The sequence below is a fragment of the Candidatus Methanoperedens sp. genome, from assembly GCA_012026795.1.
Taxonomy (GTDB): Archaea; Halobacteriota; Methanosarcinia; order Methanosarcinales; family Methanoperedenaceae; genus Methanoperedens.
This window is the reverse complement of the sequence record VEPM01000026.1, coordinates 19,814-36,139: the sequence shown is the minus strand read 5'-3', so window position 1 is coordinate 36,139 and position 16,326 is coordinate 19,814. Positions and strand designations below refer to the sequence as shown.

At 41.3% G+C, this 16,326-nt stretch carries 16 protein-coding genes; 6 read left to right on the top strand and 10 right to left on the bottom strand.

Features of this window, described 5'->3' with window-relative positions:
• Positions 1-211: 211 nt before the first annotated feature.
• Complete coding sequence (locus FIB07_13010) at positions 212-418, top strand: hypothetical protein (protein NJD53774.1); 207 nt, start codon at positions 212-214, stop codon at positions 416-418.
• Positions 419-458: 40 nt separating this feature from the next.
• The gene (locus FIB07_13005; GenBank protein NJD53773.1) at positions 459-974 is read left to right on the top strand and encodes a nitroreductase; all 516 of its coding nucleotides are present in this window, start codon (positions 459-461) and stop codon (positions 972-974) included.
• A 245-nt stretch (positions 975-1,219) separates the two neighbouring features.
• On the opposite strand, the gene ilvN is transcribed toward FIB07_13005, so the two are convergent.
• From ilvN to FIB07_12975, 6 genes are all read right to left on the bottom strand, one after another.
• Positions 1,220-1,720, bottom strand: a complete 501-nt coding sequence (gene ilvN, locus FIB07_13000) for an acetolactate synthase small subunit (protein ID NJD53772.1) — start codon at positions 1,718-1,720, stop codon at positions 1,220-1,222.
• A 5-nt stretch (positions 1,721-1,725) separates the two neighbouring features.
• The gene (locus tag FIB07_12995) at positions 1,726-3,405 is read right to left on the bottom strand and encodes an acetolactate synthase large subunit (GenBank protein NJD53771.1); all 1,680 of its coding nucleotides are present in this window, start codon (positions 3,403-3,405) and stop codon (positions 1,726-1,728) included.
• 51 nt (positions 3,406-3,456) lie between these two features.
• Positions 3,457-4,923, bottom strand: a complete 1,467-nt coding sequence (locus FIB07_12990; GenBank protein ID NJD53770.1) for a 2-isopropylmalate synthase — start codon at positions 4,921-4,923, stop codon at positions 3,457-3,459.
• A gap of 109 nt (positions 4,924-5,032) precedes the next feature.
• Positions 5,033-6,082, bottom strand: a complete 1,050-nt coding sequence (locus FIB07_12985) for a M42 family metallopeptidase (GenBank protein ID NJD53769.1) — start codon at positions 6,080-6,082, stop codon at positions 5,033-5,035.
• Positions 6,083-6,365: 283 nt separating this feature from the next.
• Positions 6,366-6,623 carry a type II toxin-antitoxin system RelE/ParE family toxin gene (locus FIB07_12980; protein NJD53768.1) on the bottom strand — a complete coding sequence of 86 codons (258 nt, stop codon included), beginning with the start codon at positions 6,621-6,623 and terminating at the stop codon, positions 6,366-6,368.
• On the bottom strand, positions 6,623-6,841 hold the full coding sequence (locus tag FIB07_12975; GenBank protein NJD53767.1) for a hypothetical protein: 219 nt from the start codon (positions 6,839-6,841) through the stop codon (positions 6,623-6,625). The genes FIB07_12980 and FIB07_12975 overlap by 1 nt, the downstream gene beginning before the upstream one ends.
• Positions 6,842-7,263: 422 nt before the next feature.
• Between FIB07_12975 and FIB07_12970 the strand changes: the two genes are divergently transcribed.
• Complete coding sequence (locus FIB07_12970) at positions 7,264-7,683, top strand: hypothetical protein (protein ID NJD53766.1); 420 nt, start codon at positions 7,264-7,266, stop codon at positions 7,681-7,683.
• Between the two features lie 247 nt (positions 7,684-7,930).
• Here the strand turns inward: FIB07_12970 and FIB07_12965 are convergent, their stop codons facing one another.
• Positions 7,931-10,540: a PKD domain-containing protein gene (locus FIB07_12965; protein NJD53765.1), complete on the bottom strand. Its 2,610-nt coding sequence runs from the start codon at positions 10,538-10,540 to the stop codon at positions 7,931-7,933.
• Between the two features lie 111 nt (positions 10,541-10,651).
• On the bottom strand, positions 10,652-12,448 hold the full coding sequence (locus tag FIB07_12960; protein NJD53764.1) for a YgiQ family radical SAM protein: 1,797 nt from the start codon (positions 12,446-12,448) through the stop codon (positions 10,652-10,654).
• A gap of 206 nt (positions 12,449-12,654) precedes the next feature.
• Here FIB07_12960 and FIB07_12955 point away from each other — a divergent pair, with 206 nt between their 5' ends.
• Positions 12,655-13,233, top strand: a complete 579-nt coding sequence (locus FIB07_12955) for a nitroreductase family protein (GenBank protein NJD53763.1) — start codon at positions 12,655-12,657, stop codon at positions 13,231-13,233.
• 3 nt (positions 13,234-13,236) lie between these two features.
• On the opposite strand, the gene FIB07_12950 is transcribed toward FIB07_12955, so the two are convergent.
• Together FIB07_12950 and FIB07_12945 are read right to left on the bottom strand one after the other, a co-directional pair.
• Complete coding sequence (locus FIB07_12950; protein ID NJD53762.1) at positions 13,237-13,659, bottom strand: hypothetical protein; 423 nt, start codon at positions 13,657-13,659, stop codon at positions 13,237-13,239.
• Positions 13,659-13,958, bottom strand: a complete 300-nt coding sequence (locus FIB07_12945) for a YggU family protein (GenBank protein ID NJD53761.1) — start codon at positions 13,956-13,958, stop codon at positions 13,659-13,661. Before FIB07_12945 ends, FIB07_12950 begins: the two co-directional genes overlap by 1 nt.
• A 137-nt stretch (positions 13,959-14,095) precedes the next feature.
• On the opposite strand from FIB07_12945, the gene FIB07_12940 reads away from it, so the two are divergent.
• A complete protein-coding gene (locus FIB07_12940) occupies positions 14,096-15,517 on the top strand; it encodes a dihydrolipoyl dehydrogenase (GenBank protein ID NJD53760.1) in 1,422 nt (473 codons plus the stop codon).
• Positions 15,518-15,663: 146 nt separating this feature from the next.
• A complete protein-coding gene (psmB, locus tag FIB07_12935) occupies positions 15,664-16,293 on the top strand; it encodes an archaeal proteasome endopeptidase complex subunit beta (GenBank protein NJD53759.1) in 630 nt (209 codons plus the stop codon).
• The last annotated feature ends 33 nt before the right edge of the window (positions 16,294-16,326 follow it).

Here is a 16,326-nt window from a genome sequence, read left to right as displayed (position 1 = left end):
TTCATCTTTTCTCTGTTTTTGGTTTGTCTGACTTTTCTTGTTTTCCATTTTATTTCAGTCTCCTTTATTTTGACCCTGGTAGGGCAATTATCCAATGACTGGAATTAATATAAGACAATACTAAATATAGTTTATAAATTATATTAAGAAAAATAGTTAAGAATCTTTGTTCCGTCATATTATTTAAGAAACTTCATATAATCTAATACTGATGTCAAATTTCGGAGAAAAAATAGATTCGATTCTTGAAATGCTGAAAAACGGTGATACAGTGGATATTAAATATATCAGGGATCAGCTACTGCTTTCAGACACAGCTATTTTCAAATTTATGGATGAATCCGGACTGATCGAATTAAATGAGGATACAGTAAGAATTACAAAATCAGGGTTGGAACTCCTGTTAATTGGCATTTGAGTTTATCATTTGGATTCATTATTTGAATGAGTGAAGATTTATGGATGTGAAAACAGCAATCCGAGCAAGAAGAAGCATCCGGGCATATGATCCCCGTGAAGTGGAAGAGGAAAAATTGGTGAGAATACTTGAATCAGGAAGACTTTCACCTTCAGCTTCAAACCGCCAGGAGCGCAGGTTTATCGTAGTAAGAGATGCAGGGAAGCGAAAAGCGCTTTCAGAAGCTGCAAGAAACCAGAAATTCTTAGCAGAAGCACCTGTGGTTATTGCAGCCTGTTCTGTCCAAAAAGATTATGTAATGGCATGCGGCCAGCTTGCTTATCCCATTGACACTGCGATTGCCGTGGATCATATGACACTTTCGGCAGTTGAAGAAGGACTTGGCACATGCTGGATTGGTGCATTCGATGAAAAAAAGGTCAAAGAAATATTAAAAATTCCGGATGAGATCCGGGTAGTTACGCTTCTGCCTCTTGGATATCCCTCAGATATCCCGCACCCCACACCAAGAAAAAATCTCGATGAGGTTGTAATGTGGGAGACATGGAGGAGCTAAGCAGTAATTTAGTTTGAACGGAACGTGTATAACGCAATCATACAGATTTTCACAGATAATCCAATCCTTGCGCATAAGTGAAATCCGTGTTCTATAGTTGAGTTCGAAAATAGCCGTAATATCCAATAGAAATGAAACCGCAGATAAACGCAGATGAACGCGGATTTATAGCTACGTATCTGCGTTTATCAGCGTTCATCTGCGGCTAATATATTACGGAAATTTAATAATCTTGCTATAAGAGATTACCGTTTCTCACTCTGGACAAGTTTTGCCCCGCGGTTCATCGCGATCTTACCTGTCCTGACCATTTCTTTTATCCCGAACTGTCGAAGCAATTGCTCTATGGCATTGATTTTGCTCTCATCCCCTGTTACTTCAATAACAAGCGATTTTATTCCCACGTCAACAATTTTGGCCCTGAAGATATCTACGATCTGCATTACTTCAGCGCGGGTTGTTGTATCTACACCGACCTTAATGAGTGCAAGTTCCCTGTTTACAGATTCTTCTGCCGGGATGTCACTTACCCTGATAACATCAATAAGCTTATTCAGCTGTTTTTCAACCTGTTCAAGTACATTGTCATCTCCGCTTACAAGAATTGTAATACGCGAAATATCCTTGTTTTCCGTAACACCAACAGCAAGGCTTTCTATATTGAAACCTCTTCTTGAGAATAAACCAGCGACTCTTGTTAAAACTCCTGGTTTATTTTCCACAAGTATGGCAAGCGTATGTTTCATTCTTGTCACTCCAGGTCCAGTATCTCATTGATGGCTGCTCCGGCTGGAACCATCGGGGATACATTTTCTTCCCGCTCAACTACAAAGTCAATAACTGTTGGCCTCTTAGATGCAACAGCTTCTTGAATAACATCCTTCACTTCACTCTTCCTGGTTGCACGCAATCCAAGAGCCCCATAAGCCTCTGCAAGTTTCACGAAATCCACGCTGTTTTCAAGGCATGTTGATGAATACCGCCTGTCAAAGAACAATTCCTGCCATTGCCTGACCATTCCAAGGAATCCATTGTTCAATATCGCAACTATAACAGGAATGTCCTCCTGGACGACTGTTGCAAGCTCCTGCGAGTTCATCTGGAAAGATCCATCACCCGAGATATCAATAACCGTAGAATCGGGTTTTCCAACCTTTGCGCCTATGGCCGCAGGGAAGCCGTAACCCATAGTGCCAAGGCCTCCGCTCGATATGAATGTCCCGGGAGTCTTATAATTGAAGAATTGTGCTGCCCACATCTGGTTTTGTCCGACTTCAGTAACAATTATAGCATCAGGGCATATCTCGCTTATCTGCTCGACCACATACTGGGGCCGAAGCAATTTATCCTTCTTATAGGTTAGGGGATATTCTTTTTTCCACGCTCCTATCTTTTTTATCCATCCATCCGTCTTTGCCTGTTCAATCTTTACATATTTAATAAGGCTCCTGAGAACATTCCTGGCATCCCCGACTATAGGGATATCTACGCGAACATTTTTACTTATCTCAGCCGGGTCGATGTCGATATGGATTATCTTTGCATTTGGTGCAAATGCAGATATCTTACCTGTAACCCTGTCATCAAAGCGTACTCCAACTGCGATTATCAGGTCAGATTCCTGGACAGCATAATTTGCATACCTTGTACCATGCATCCCCAGCATACCAACAGACAACGGATGAGCTGAGGGAAAAGCGCTCATTCCCATAAGGGTCGTGGTAACAGGAGCAAGTATGGTTTCAGCAAGGGTTCTCAATTCCTCGGATGCCTTTGAGAAAATAATACCTCCACCTACATAGAATATAGGCTTTTCAGATTTTGCGATTAAAGACGCAGCCTTTTTTATCTGCTGTTCATTTCCTGCATATGTTGGTTTATACCCGCGCAATCTTACTTCCTGCGGATATTCAAAGTCTATTACCTCTATTTGAGTATCCTTGGGTATATCGATCAGTACAGGTCCGGGGCGGCCTGTCTGGGCAATATAGAACGCTTCCTTGAAAATCCTGGGTATGTCTTTTGCATCCTGGACCAAATAATTGTGTTTTGTGATCGGAAGAGTTATGCCTGTGATGTTTGCTTCCTGGAATGCGTCATAACCTATAAGCGGCCTGGGCACCTGGCCTGTAATTGCTATCATGGGAACAGAATCCATATATGCGGTTGCAATGCCTGTTACAAGATTTGTAGCCCCCGGTCCTGAGGTGGCAAGACATACACCCGCTTTACCGGTAGCTCTTGCATAACCATCCGCAGCATGGGCTGCAGCCTGCTCATGTCTTACAAGAATATGCCTTACATCTGCATCGTATAACTCATCGTAAAGCGGAAGAACCTGTCCTCCCGGATATCCAAAGATAACTTCGACATTTTCGCAGTGGAGCGATTCAATTACTGCACGTGCACCAGACATTTTCTGTTTTGTCATTTTTATCAACCTTTAACACTGACTGATATTGTATAAATATTTCTTTTCGATCTATTTTTTTTCCTGTTGTATTAGTCTGTTTATGCCTTCAAGAACTGCCTCAACTGATGCCATTATGATGTCTGTCCTTGCTCCTCTTGCGGTTATTGTTTTTCCGCCTTTGCTGAGTTTTATCCAGACTTCAACCAGGGCATCGGTTCCGCCTGTGATGGCATCAACATGGTATTCATCAAGATGGATATCCGCTACCCCTGAAAGGGCTTTTTTTAATGCGTTTATTGCGGCATCCACAGGTCCTGTTCCCACGCCTGCTTCAACGACATGATTCCCGTTTACTTTCAACCTGACAGAAGCAGTAGGCATCACAGTATTTCCGGCCACGACCGTAAGTTCTTCAAGCTTGATATTTGCTTCCTGGTATATTCCAAGGACTGTCTCTGCTATTGTCTGGAGATCTGCATCCGTGACCCGTTTTCCTTTATCTCCAAGTTCTTTCATCCGGATAACGATATCATCGATCTGTTTTTCGCTTGCTTCAAGCCCCAGCTCCTTTAATGCAAGAACTACTGAACTTCTTCCTGCGTGTTTTCCGAGTACGATATTTCGCTCACGCCCCACAAGCTCAGGTGTTATTGGTTCGTATGTGGCGGTATTTGCCAGGAGTCCGTGGACATGGATGCCTGCTTCATGGGTGAATGCATTCCCACCTACTATTGACTTATTGGGGGCAACAGGGACGCCGCTTAACCTGCTCACCATGCGTGAAGTGGTGTATAGACCTTTTATATCGATCGCTGTTTTGTGTTTATACAGTGAATAAAGAACCATTACCACTTCTTCAAGCGAGGTGTTCCCGGCGCGTTCCCCGATGCCATTTATTGTAACATGTGCCTCATTTGCGCCTGCGCGGAGAGCGCTAACAGTATTGGCTGTAGCCATCCCGAAATCATTGTGGCAGTGAATGCTTACAGGAGCATGAAGCCGGGACAGGTCAGTGAATATATCGTAGGTTTTTTCAGGAAGAAGGATGCCCACAGTATCGCAGAAACACAGCCTGTCAGCTCCTGCATCGATCCCTGCATTATAAACTGATTTAAGATATTCAAGGTCTGCCCTTGATGCATCTTCCCCGCTTAATTCTACAATTAATCCATGAGATTTTGCGTACTCTGTCATTTGTGCAGCCAGTTCACGGACAGAATCCCTGTCTTTTTTCAATTTCTGCTGGATATGGAGATCAGATACAGGAACAACAAGGTGGATTGAGTCAACATCACAGCTAATGGCTGCATCAATATCTTCTTTCTTAATACGGCAGTAGCTGCATATCTCGGCATTTAATCCTGCTTTTGCTATTTCTTTTATCGAGGCACGCTCACCCTCGGAAGTGATAGCAGAACCTGCTTCCAGGATATCAACGCCAAGACTGTCTATCTTCCTTGCGATCAACAGCTTGTTCTCTGTTGTGAGTGAAACTCCGGGTGTCTGTTCTCCATCCCTGAGGGTGGTATCTAGAATTTTTATATTTTTAAATAAAGGAAATCCCTTCTATTATTTGATTGATTATGAATCGAGTATAACGGTCTTGAGTTGTATATTACTTTTTCTGTTAGACTGCACACCGTAATCAGAAAAACTTATCCACGATTTCAACCGCCCTTGCGATCAATTCCGCGCTCTTTTCAAGGTCTGTCATGTTCAGTACCGATACCGGAGTATGGATATAACGTGTCGGCATACTGATAACGCCTGTGGGTATTCCTTCCTTTGTAAGGTGTATCGCTGTTGCATCAGTAGTGCCGCCGCTTCCCACTTCAAGCTGGTACGGGATATTGTTTGCCCCGGCTGCCTCTTTTAGCCACGCTAACACCGATTCAGGAACGATTATCCCGCGTCCGTCAGCATCACTTACAGTTACAGACGGGCCTTTTCCCATCTCGATAGAAGAATCTTTTTTATCAATTCCCGGATGGTCTCCTGTTATGGTTACATCAGTAGCAAGAGCCACATCAGGACTCAATCTGAAAGCAGATGTCCTTGCTCCTTTTAATCCTACTTCTTCCTGGACGGTAAACACTGCATGGACCGTTGCTTTGACGTCTTTCATCATGCTAAGCGCCTCGATCAGCATCACGCAGCCTGCCCTGTTATCAAACGCCTTCCCTGTGACAAAGTCATTCCCCAGGGATTTGAAATCAATATCAGAAGTGACAGGAGTTCCAGTTTTTACACCTATTTTATCTGCATCTTCCTTGCTTGTTGCCCCGATATCAATAAACATATCATCGGCTTTTATTACTTTATTCCTTTCCTCTTCTTTTATTACATGAGGGGGTTTGGAGCCAAGAACGCCATAAACAGGGCCGTTCTCCGTATGCATGATCATTCTCTGGTTAAGAAGGGTCTGGTCGAACCATCCCCCGGTTTTTGTGAACCGGGCAAAGCCTTTATCGTCAACGTATTTTACCATTAGCCCGATCTCGTCCATGTGGGCGGCAAGCATGACAACAGGTTTTTTTCCTTTTTTTGTAGCAATGAGGTTACCCATCTTATCAGTTGAAATTTGATCAACATAGGGCTTTACTTCTTCTTCAATTATTTGCCTTATATTTCCTTCGTATCCCGAAACACCATGTGCATTCGATAATCTCTCTAAAAGCGCTTTTCTGTCAAACATAAATTTCACTCCGGTTCTAATTGTATGCTGATGTAATTAAATTATTGGGAACGTGTTGGTGCCCCAGTGTGCAACACAAAGCCATTTACTTCAAATAGTATGTAGTGGAGAATTAGGGTCTAATAGGGGGTTGATGCACTTATACAGGCCTTGTACATCGTACGGGGTATACCGGTGACTGCAAACGATAGGACTCTCATGCTCCCAAAAAGTAATGGAAAACTAAAATAATTTTCTTCAAATTAAAAATCAAGCGCAAATTTCTCCAAAAGTGCCGATTCAATTATTTCTTATATACATTCTTTCGATGACCCACTTTGAGAACAAGAATTCGAAGCGTATCATTCTGTATATCAAAAATGACGCGATAATCGCCAACTCGGAGTCGAAAATATGGATCACCAACCATTTTTATCACATCAAAATGGTAGGGATTTTCACCTAGTTGTGAAACTTTTTTATAAATTCGATTTGCAACTGTTCTTTCCAATTTTTTAAGTTCTTTTGCTGCTGATTCTGACCAGATTATTTGAAATTTCATCAGAATCCCATTTCTTTAGCAAGCTCTTCATGTGTAATGTATTTACCGCTCTTGATCTCTTTTATTGCAGATTCGATCTCTTTTTTTGTTTCTTTATTGAGTTCTTGAACGTCCTCAATGAGCCTCTCCAAAACATCGTTATAGGTTTCCCGTTCAAAGAGCTTCATTTGAGTTAATATAGATTTGACATCTTCTTTTACTTGGATCGTTGTAACCATGATACTTCCTTTTCATTTCAATACATTTATAGGTTATCATAGAGCCCTATAATATATTATAGCAACCCATTTTATAATGTGAGATAAGCGCCTGATTTGAATACTGAAATCGAGCAACAATGAGTCTACAGGATGCCCCGAATTTCCAATCCGGCGTCCGTGACTGAAGGCGATAGAACCCTGATGCTCCTGTAAGCCAATAGAACGCCAGAACAAAATCCTGAAATGCTGAAAAAAAGGCGCATATTATGGGAAAAATTATTTTATTAAAATGTTCATATTAGAGACAAGCAGAGAAAAAAGACAATAAACAATAATGAGATTGAATAATGAAAAAGCGGTAAAAGTGAAATATGCGAAATTTTAAATATTTTATAAAATCTTATAAAGTCATTTGGAAATATGCGGGCATATGGACACTAATGGTAGGAATACTCGATGGACAGCTTCTTGGAGCTACCGGTTTTGGCATTCTCAGACCTATAACTGAATTCGCTGGAGGATTTCTTGGAATGTTCTTTGGGGTAATCTCTGGCATATTTGTTGGATTTTTCACAGGAGCCATTTTAGGAATCATTTTAGTAACAATAAATAAATTGACCGACTATAATAAGATTATTGGTATAATTGTTGGATTATTTTCTGGAATATCTCTGGCTATGTTCGAATTTATAATTTTTGCTGGGTTTGATATCGCGACTGCATCGACAATTATCAATGAATCTGGATTAGGGGGATATATTTACTATGGAGGAATAGGGGTGATAATAAGTTTAGTTAGTTTTGAAAATATTAAAGAACAAGCCGGGAAAGAAAGTAACTCTGAGAGAGTATCAGCTTAGATAGCCTATGCATAAAAAAAGACAAAAAATTAAAAATATTATTTTTTAGCTAATAGATAGCTGGCGATTATGATAACGACCAAAGATACAATACTTATCACAAGGCTTAATCCCGGACGCGCGCCAGTAGCGCCTTCCACGCCGCCGATAATTCCTATTGCATACAATATGTAACCAACTGTTTTTTCATTGAACTCCATAATTCGACCTCTTATTGTTTATATAAGATTCTAAGTATTATAAATAGTTAACTGTCCAATTTTTTCTTCTTCATCCGGATAACATACACAGTAATCAGGCTTATGGCTGCCAGCAACATACCTAAACCAGCAACGTTAGGGGATGGTTCTTGTTTTTCATCTGAATCTGAAGTTGACGGGATTTGCATATCCGGTTTTTCTTGATCAGTTGAATAATTTCCCGGGTCAATAGGTGCGACTTTTAGCAGGAAAAAATCCGCGCCCTGCGGTCCTGTTGAATCCTTAGTTCCTGACAGGATATAGCCTCCGTCTTTTGTTTGCTGGATTGAATTTGGGACATCATATATTGTCCCGAATGTATTGTGCCACTGAATATTCCCATTATTGTCGGTTTTTATTAACTGGAAATTTACATCTGGAAATTCTGTAATTTGGGGATGGGTCTCTACCAGAAAAACATAACCGCCATCATAAGTCTCATATACAGATTTTGTCCTGTCATCATTACCCTGTCCCAACATCTTTTCCCACTGTTTATTTCCCTCTTTATCTGTTTTCATGACCCAGCCATTGGATATCTCATTATACCCTGTATTTTCTACTACTGAATGCCATGCCTTCCCACCAACAATAAGCCCCCCATCGGAGGCCAGTTGGACAGATTCGGTTATGAAATTCCAGCCGGTTCCCCCGAATGTCTTAAGCCACTGCTTATTTCCCATAAAATCTGTTTTCAAAATCCAGGCATTGGTATTTGGAAGTATATATTTCGTTCCTGCTACGATATAACCCCCGTCAGGGGTTTGCTGGACAGAACGCACTTCATTGCTGCCTCCTTCCCTATAAGAAATATTCCATTGCTCGTTCCCTTTTGAGTCTGTTTTTATGAGCAAGAGCCCAAATATTGATCCTCCTCCGGTCAATTCCTTAATTCCAGCGACAATATACCCGCCGTCCTTTGTTTCCTGCACTGAAATCGCATCATTATATCCGGGTCCCCCGAACGTTTTTTCCCATTCCATATTCCCTTCAGGGTCGGTCTTAACCAGCCATAATAATTGCCCCGAACTATTAAAAAAACGTTTAGATCCTGTAAATATATAACCTTCATCTTTTGTTTGCAGGATTGAATTCACACCTCTCTGGGCATCCGGTCCTCCAAAGCTCACGTTCCACTGTTCATTTCCCCCCTGATCGGTTTTTACAAGCAGAACACCTATCCCATATTGGATTTTCGCATCACCTGCTATGATATACCCATTATCTGCGGTCTGAACAGCGCTTTTTTCATAATCGTCACCCGATACTCCAAATGTCCTGTGCCACAACTCTTCCGGAGGTATTGACTTTTGCACATGGACAGCTATGCTTTTTGAACTTATCGCAGTATTTCCATCCATTATCGATAAATTTACTGTGTAATCACCTTCAAATGAATAAGAATGGGCCATTATTTTGCTTATCGTTCTTTCTTCGGTATTATCCCCGAAATCCCAGTTATAAGATATATTGGTCACATTATTACTGTTCCATGAAACGTTGAATGTTATTGTTTGATTTACGGCAGGATATTTCGGTCTGTATAAAACCAGTGGGGCCGGAGTTATTTTTTTTATTTTTATAAGTCTGTTAGTTCCGGAAAAGAGATAACCACCATCTGCTGTCATAAGAACTGGAATGACTTCGCTTGCATTGAATTTATTCACCCACTGGTAATCCCCTTCAGGATCAATTTTCAATATCCTGTCACTACCAAATATCATAAAACCATCTGATACCTGCCGGATATTCACGCTGAAAAATCCTGAATATGTCCTGTTCCATTGGTTTTTCCCATCCGTACCGAATTTACCCACCCATAAATCCTGCATATTTCTCCCCCAGATAATAATACCGCCATCAGGGGAATTGAAGGTAAATATTATCTGTATCCTGTTGAATTCCTGGAAAGTCATGTTCCATTGTTTATTTCCATCCGGATCGGTTTTTATAAGAGATAGGTCATGATCCCAGCTATCGCAACAGATGTAAGTTTTCCAGACAGCAATGTAGCCACCATCTGATGTTTCCAGGACTGATTCTATTCTTCCCTCATACTGTCTTCTTTCAATGGTTTTTCTCCATTGCTCTTTTCCATAGGAATCGGTTTTAGTAAGGTAGATATCCGAAAATTTTATTCCAGACCATTCTGCAATAATGAATCCGCCGTCTGAAGTCTCATGGAAAGGATTGCCATCATGGATTTTCCTGCTCCATTCTTCCCTGCCTTCGGTATCTGTTTTTATGATCCAGTTCTCATGCCAGGAATCTCCGATATATAATGTGCCTGAGAAAAGGTAGCCTTTATCAAGGGTTTGATGGACGGAATTTTTACTGGTCCACATTATATCGGAATAAATTGTTTTTTCTGCCTTAGAATAGCTATTTTCCCATTGTTCGTTTCCTTCCCGATCCGTCTTTAAGAGGACAAAATTAGAATCTCCACTTCCTGCAAGTATAAAACCACCATCCGATGTCTCCTGGACGTAATGCAAATAGCTGATTCCCCTGTAACTCCTGTTCCATTCCTCCTCAGGCAGAGCTGCGCCTGATTGGCCAATGGATACCAACAGTATCAATAGAATAATAAGAGATGTTTTATATTTTCTGGAAATCATAGTATATGGTAGCTATCTACTTCATATTTAATCCTTACGATTAATAGACTGGTCAGATTAATTATAATAATGCATGTTCTTATAAATTAAGGCCAAAATGAAATTAAGATGTTACCTTTCTCTTTTCTTGACCAGGCATTTCATATCACTCCCGACCAGATCCTCCCTCCCTGCCATCTTCAGCCCCTCAACCACAAGCCTGTAATTCCGTTCATCCCTGTATTGCAGAAGCGCCCGCTGGATCCTTTTTTCCCGTCCTTTAGCCACATGCACTTTTTCCATTGTAAAAGGATCAACACCCGTATAGTACATACATGTGGAAGCCGTCATGGGTGTTGGGGTGAAATCCTGCACCTGCTCAGTGTAAAGGTTATTATTGCGGATATATTCGGCAAGCCCAACCATGTCTTCCACTGTACATCCGGGATGCCCTGACATGAAATAAGGAAGGATATATTGCCGTTTCCCGAATCTTTTATTTTCTGCGTCAAATCGCTTCCTGAATTCCTCGAACACTTCTTTTCCAGGTTTATTCATGATATCCGTGACATGTTTTACTATGTGTTCAGGCGCAATTTTGAGGTGGCCGCTCACATGATGCTCACAGAGTTCGCAAAGATAATCAGATGTATCTCTAAGCACAAGGTCATAGCGAATCCCCGAACCTATGAACACTTTTTTAACTCCTTCTATTTCAAGGAGGCGCCTGAGGAGTTCTACCTGGTTTTTATGGCTTGGGTCAAGGCTTTTGCAGTCCATACATATTTTATCAGCGCATGCGCCCTCTCCTTCCCACCGCTTGCATTGCATCGAATACATATTTGCAGTTGGCCCTCCCACATCCTGCACGATGCCCTTAAAATCAGGCATGTTCACCATTCTTTTTATTTCCCGTACAATTGATTCTATGCTCCTGCTCTGGATTATCCTTCCCTGGTGATGGGTGAGGGCGCAAAAAGAACACGATGCAAAACACCCGCGGTGGCTCACGACCGAAAATTTGACAGGGGCAAGCGCTGGTATGGGCTTATTATAAGAGGGATGCGCTTTTCTAGAAAAAGGAAGTTCATATATATGGTCGAGTTCCTGGGTACTCAGAGGCATTGCAGGTTTATTCTGGATTATTATGGTTTTCGGGTGCGGTTGGACAACAGGTCTTCCCCTGACAGGGTCCTGTTCCTGGTAATGGAGGTTGAATGCTTTTGCATAGAGCTCTTTATCGCGCGCTACGTCAGGAAATCCGGGAATCTCCATATACCCATCATGCGTGGTGGAGCGCCATTTGTTTATTTCCATTTTAACAGTTGTTCCTGCGATGTTTGTGATCTCTTTAATGTTCCCGCCTTTTGAAAGGCAATTTGCGATCTCCACAACCTGTCTTTCTCCCATTCCGAAGACGATCATATCCGCAGGCGCATCCGCAAGAACGGACTGGCGCACCGAATCAGACCAGTAATCATAATGGGCAAACCGCCGCAGGCTTGCTTCAATTCCACCTAGAATTATCGGTGTATCAGGGAAAATCGAATGAAGTTTATCAGAATATACAATTGATGCGCGGTTTGGCCGCAGTCCCCCTTTTCCGCCGGGTGAATAGACATCATCGCTCCTGATTTTGAGGTTCGCAGTGTAATTATTTACCATGGAATCAACATTTCCCGAACTGACACCGAAGAAGAACCGCGGTTTTCCTAACTTTTTAAAATCATCATTGCTCTTCCAGTCAGGTTGTGCTATGATACCAACAGTAAATCCTGCATCCCAGAGAACGCGCCCGATCAATGCTGTCCCAAAAAAAGGATGATCAACATAGGCATCTCCCGTAACAAGGATTATGTCGAATTCCCGGATGCCGAGTTTTTTAGCTTCCCGGAATGACATCGGGAGGATTGGGGGTTGGGATTTCATGATTTTGATATAAAATGATCATTATCCTTTATATGTGCTGTCAGGGAATAAAGGAGGATTTCCTACCCGCGCCTTAGTACAGTTTCCAACCGCATCCCTGACGGCGCGCCCGGTGGATTGGGATCAGGAGAAACTTCGGAATTCGAGAAATAGAGATTTGAGTAAAATATAACTTGAATCAGACCCATTTGAATATCGGGTGAGTTATTTTGAAAGACATAATTGAAATAATCAAAACAAGGCGGTGTGTCCGCGAATATAAAGAAGATGCCGTATCGGATGAAGATATACAATTCCTGATTGATTGCGCAAGATATGCTCCAACAGGCTTTAATATGCAGCCATGGAGCTTTCTCGTGATTAAAAACAAAGACTTATTACAGAAGTTATCCGAAAGCGGTAAGAAGTCAATGATTCCGATTCTTGAACCAGTGAAAAACAGTTCCAGGAAAGCTTCGGATTTTCTTGTTTTTCTCAAAACAAAGGGAACAAACATGTTCTATGGTGCTCCTGTGCTTGTCATAGTACTGGGAAATAAAAACTCTCCCACGGTTGATTTCGATTGTCCGATGGCTGCGCAGAATATGATGCTGGCTGCTCATTCAAAAGGTATCGGAAGCTGCTGGATTGGCGGTTTACTCCCGGCTCTCATGGATGAAAAATTATTAAAAGAGCTTGGCGCACCTGATGGCTATAAAGCAGTTGCTCCATTGATATTCGGATACCCGAAGGGTAGGACTGAAATGCCTGAGAAAAATGAGCCCGATGTGAAATGGTTAAGGTAGCTTCTAAAATTTCATAATCCCATGAATTTCATATCTTAAATTATTTATATAATTATTGAGACTTTCTATGTCTTTTATTCTTTTTTTTGAAAGGGATCTTAACCTTAACCTGATTTCGGTATTGGGCACAATACCATAAGCAGAGAGATGTTTAATTATTTTGCGTGCAACTATGCTTCCTCTTTTATCCCAGTCGGTCAATAGCACGATTTCTTTTCCGGCCCTTGAGAGCGAATCCGTAAAATCAAGCAATGGCTGCTGCGAAGCAAACTGGAAATCACCATTGATGCCAAGATATCGCAAAGACCCTTCATCCTTCCTGCCTTCGACAATGATAATTGCTCCGGCCTGTGCAAATTCCTTAAGTTCCAGGATAATCTCTTCGAGTTTTTCAAGACGTTCTATATCTTCAAGATCACTTTGCATCATTTCGAGCCCAGTATTTCTAAAATTTCTTCCGGGTTTCCCTGGAAGATCATTACTGATTTCTTACTGCTTGCCAGACCGGATACTATCTCTATATTTTTAGAATTAGTATTAAATAATTTTGATAAAAACGAAATAAGCTCTCCATTGGCTTTGCCTTTTTGCGCCCTTTCTGCGATCCTTACTTCAATACGCTTGCGCCATGGATTATAACCCTGGATTGCAGTTTCTTTTGCTCCTGCCGTTATCTCAAGATCAAGGATCACCCCTTCCCGGGCGGCTTTGATGGCATCTTTCATTGGTTCTAAAATGATGGGATTGGTATTAATCATATGCCATTATGACTATTAGAAAACATTTTAACCATTTGAAAAAGGATTTAAACAAATAAGTGAATATTTTCAATTAAAGGGGAATTTTATTGGAAAAGATTGATATAAAAAATTATGACCTGATCGTGATCGGAACAGGTTCGGGAATGAATTATGTTGGCCCAATACTTGAAAAGAACCCTGGTTTCAAAATTGCTGTAATTGATAAAGATGAACCGGGCGGAATATGCCTTACCCGCGGATGCATACCTTCCAAACTCCTGCTATATCCTGCTGAACTTATAAGGACAATAGGAACAGCAGGAAAATTCGGCATAGATGTGGAATTGAAAAATATTGATTTCAATCATATTATGGATAGAATGAGGTCAATAATTTCAGAAGACATTGAATCCATACGTGAAGGACTTTCCAGCGACCCCAATATTGATTATTATCACGATATTGCAGAATTCGTGTCACCATATACTATGAAAGTTGGTGCCACGACCATTACTTCAAAAATGATATTTCTCTGTACAGGCTCAAAAACGATCATACCACAAATAAAAGGGCTGGAGGAAGCAGGTTATCTCACGAGTGATACTGTACTGGAAATGACAAAGCTTCCAGCAAGTGTTGCCATAATCGGCGGTGGATACATAGCAGCAGAGTACGGCCATTTTTTCTCTTCGATGGGTTCTAAGGTAACCATTATCGGAAGAAACAGGCAGTACATCCCTGGAGAAGAGCCGGAGATTTCAATGCTGGCAAAAAGAGATATGTCAGGATTCATGGACATCATCACAGGTCATGAAGTCGAAGAAGTGCAAACAACAGAAAACGGGAAGAAAAAAGTCATTGCCCGGAGAGAAGGGAAACAGGTTGATATTATTGTTGATGAGATTTTAGTTGCTTCAGGGCGGGGCCCCACCCATGACATCCTGCATCCTGAGAAAGGGGGAATAAATACAGATGCAAGAGGATGGATTGTTGTAAATGAGTTTCTTGAGACAACACAGCCTGGTGTCTGGGCTTTTGGGGATGCTAATGGAAAATATCTCTTCAAGCACGTGGCAAATTATGAATCAAGGGTAGTTTTCTATAATGCTATCATGAAACAGAAGATCAAAATGGATTATCATGCAGTCCCTTATGCTGTTTTCTCATATCCTGAGATAGCAGGCGTTGGAATGGCAGAAAAAGAAGCCATTGAAAAATACGGACAGGCAAACCTGCTGATTGGTTTCTGGAATTATGAAAATACGGCAAAAGGAACAGCCATGGACGCAAAAGATTATTTTGTAAAGATCATATTGGAGAAAAGTACCAAACGGATATTAGGCGCTCATATTATAGGCCCTTATGCATCTATCCTTATACAGGAAATAGTGAATCTCATGTATACAAAAGAAGAAAATCCGGAGCCTGTATATCAGGGAATGCATATCCATCCCGCATTAAGCGAGGTTGTCCAGAAAGCCTTTTATTCATTGGTGCCTCCGGAACATTATCATCATATCCTGGGACATATGGGGCTGGAATAAACAATTGACCCGGTTTCCTAAGTATGATTAATTTAATTTTTCAACTGGATTTGGCTCATTCTGGCAATAACCTTTTTATACCCCTAAACAGATTATATAATGCTAATTTTCTCATTTTCTGTGATGAGGTTTAAGAGGTATTTAAAATGGATAATATGGAATATAAAGGAACTACCACAATAGGGTTGGTTTGCGATGAGGGTGTAGTATTTGCCACTGAGAAAAGAGCTACGATGGGACATTTTATTGCAAGTAAGGATGCAAAGAAAGTCTATCAGATTGATGATCTCGTGGCAATGACCACAGCAGGCTCCGTAGGTGACGCCCAAAGACTTGTAAAGTGGATGCAGGTTGAGTCAAAACTTTACAAAATGCGAAGAGAAGAACCCATGACTGTAAAGGGTATAGTAAGTCTACTGGCAAATATTTTGAGCAGTAATAGATATTACCCTTATTATGTCCAGCTTCTTGTTGGCGGGGTCGATAAAAATGGCCCCAGTATTTATTCCCTTGACGCTGTAGGCGGAATTATTGATGAGAGAAAAGCTGTTTCAACAGGCTCAGGTTCACCGATGGCATACGGTGTTCTTGAAGACAGGTATGTAGACAATATGCCCATTGATGATGGAGTTGAACTCGCAGTGCGCGCGCTGCATAGTGCCATGAAGCGTGATTCAGCATCTGGTGATGGCATTAATGTCGTAAAGATCACCAAAGATGGATTTATGCAAGTGGCAGATGGCGTAGTTAAGAAAATACGTGACACACTTGCATAAATTCATATTTTATTTTTAGGATATTTAAGTTTT

Bases quoted from the DNA above. Each gene is read 5' to 3' on its own strand.
- FIB07_13010 (NJD53774.1), top strand. From the start codon at position 212: ATGTCAAATTTCGGAGAAAAAATAGATTCGATTCTTGAAATGCTGAAA.
- FIB07_13005 (NJD53773.1), top strand. From the start codon at position 459: ATGGATGTGAAAACAGCAATCCGAGCAAGAAGAAGCATCCGGGCATAT.
- ilvN (NJD53772.1), bottom strand. From the start codon at position 1,720: ATGAAACATACGCTTGCCATACTTGTGGAAAATAAACCAGGAGTTTTA.
- FIB07_12995 (NJD53771.1), bottom strand. From the start codon at position 3,405: ATGACAAAACAGAAAATGTCTGGTGCACGTGCAGTAATTGAATCGCTC.
- FIB07_12985 (NJD53769.1), bottom strand. From the start codon at position 6,082: ATGTTTGACAGAAAAGCGCTTTTAGAGAGATTATCGAATGCACATGGT.
- FIB07_12980 (NJD53768.1), bottom strand. From the start codon at position 6,623: ATGAAATTTCAAATAATCTGGTCAGAATCAGCAGCAAAAGAACTTAAA.
- FIB07_12975 (NJD53767.1), bottom strand. From the start codon at position 6,841: ATGGTTACAACGATCCAAGTAAAAGAAGATGTCAAATCTATATTAACT.
- FIB07_12970 (NJD53766.1), top strand. From the start codon at position 7,264: ATGGTAGGAATACTCGATGGACAGCTTCTTGGAGCTACCGGTTTTGGC.
- FIB07_12965 (NJD53765.1), bottom strand. From the start codon at position 10,540: ATGATTTCCAGAAAATATAAAACATCTCTTATTATTCTATTGATACTG.
- FIB07_12960 (NJD53764.1), bottom strand. From the start codon at position 12,448: ATGAAATCCCAACCCCCAATCCTCCCGATGTCATTCCGGGAAGCTAAA.
- FIB07_12950 (NJD53762.1), bottom strand. From the start codon at position 13,659: ATGCAAAGTGATCTTGAAGATATAGAACGTCTTGAAAAACTCGAAGAG.
- FIB07_12945 (NJD53761.1), bottom strand. From the start codon at position 13,958: ATGAAAGATGCCATCAAAGCCGCCCGGGAAGGGGTGATCCTTGATCTT.
- psmB (NJD53759.1), top strand. From the start codon at position 15,664: ATGGATAATATGGAATATAAAGGAACTACCACAATAGGGTTGGTTTGC.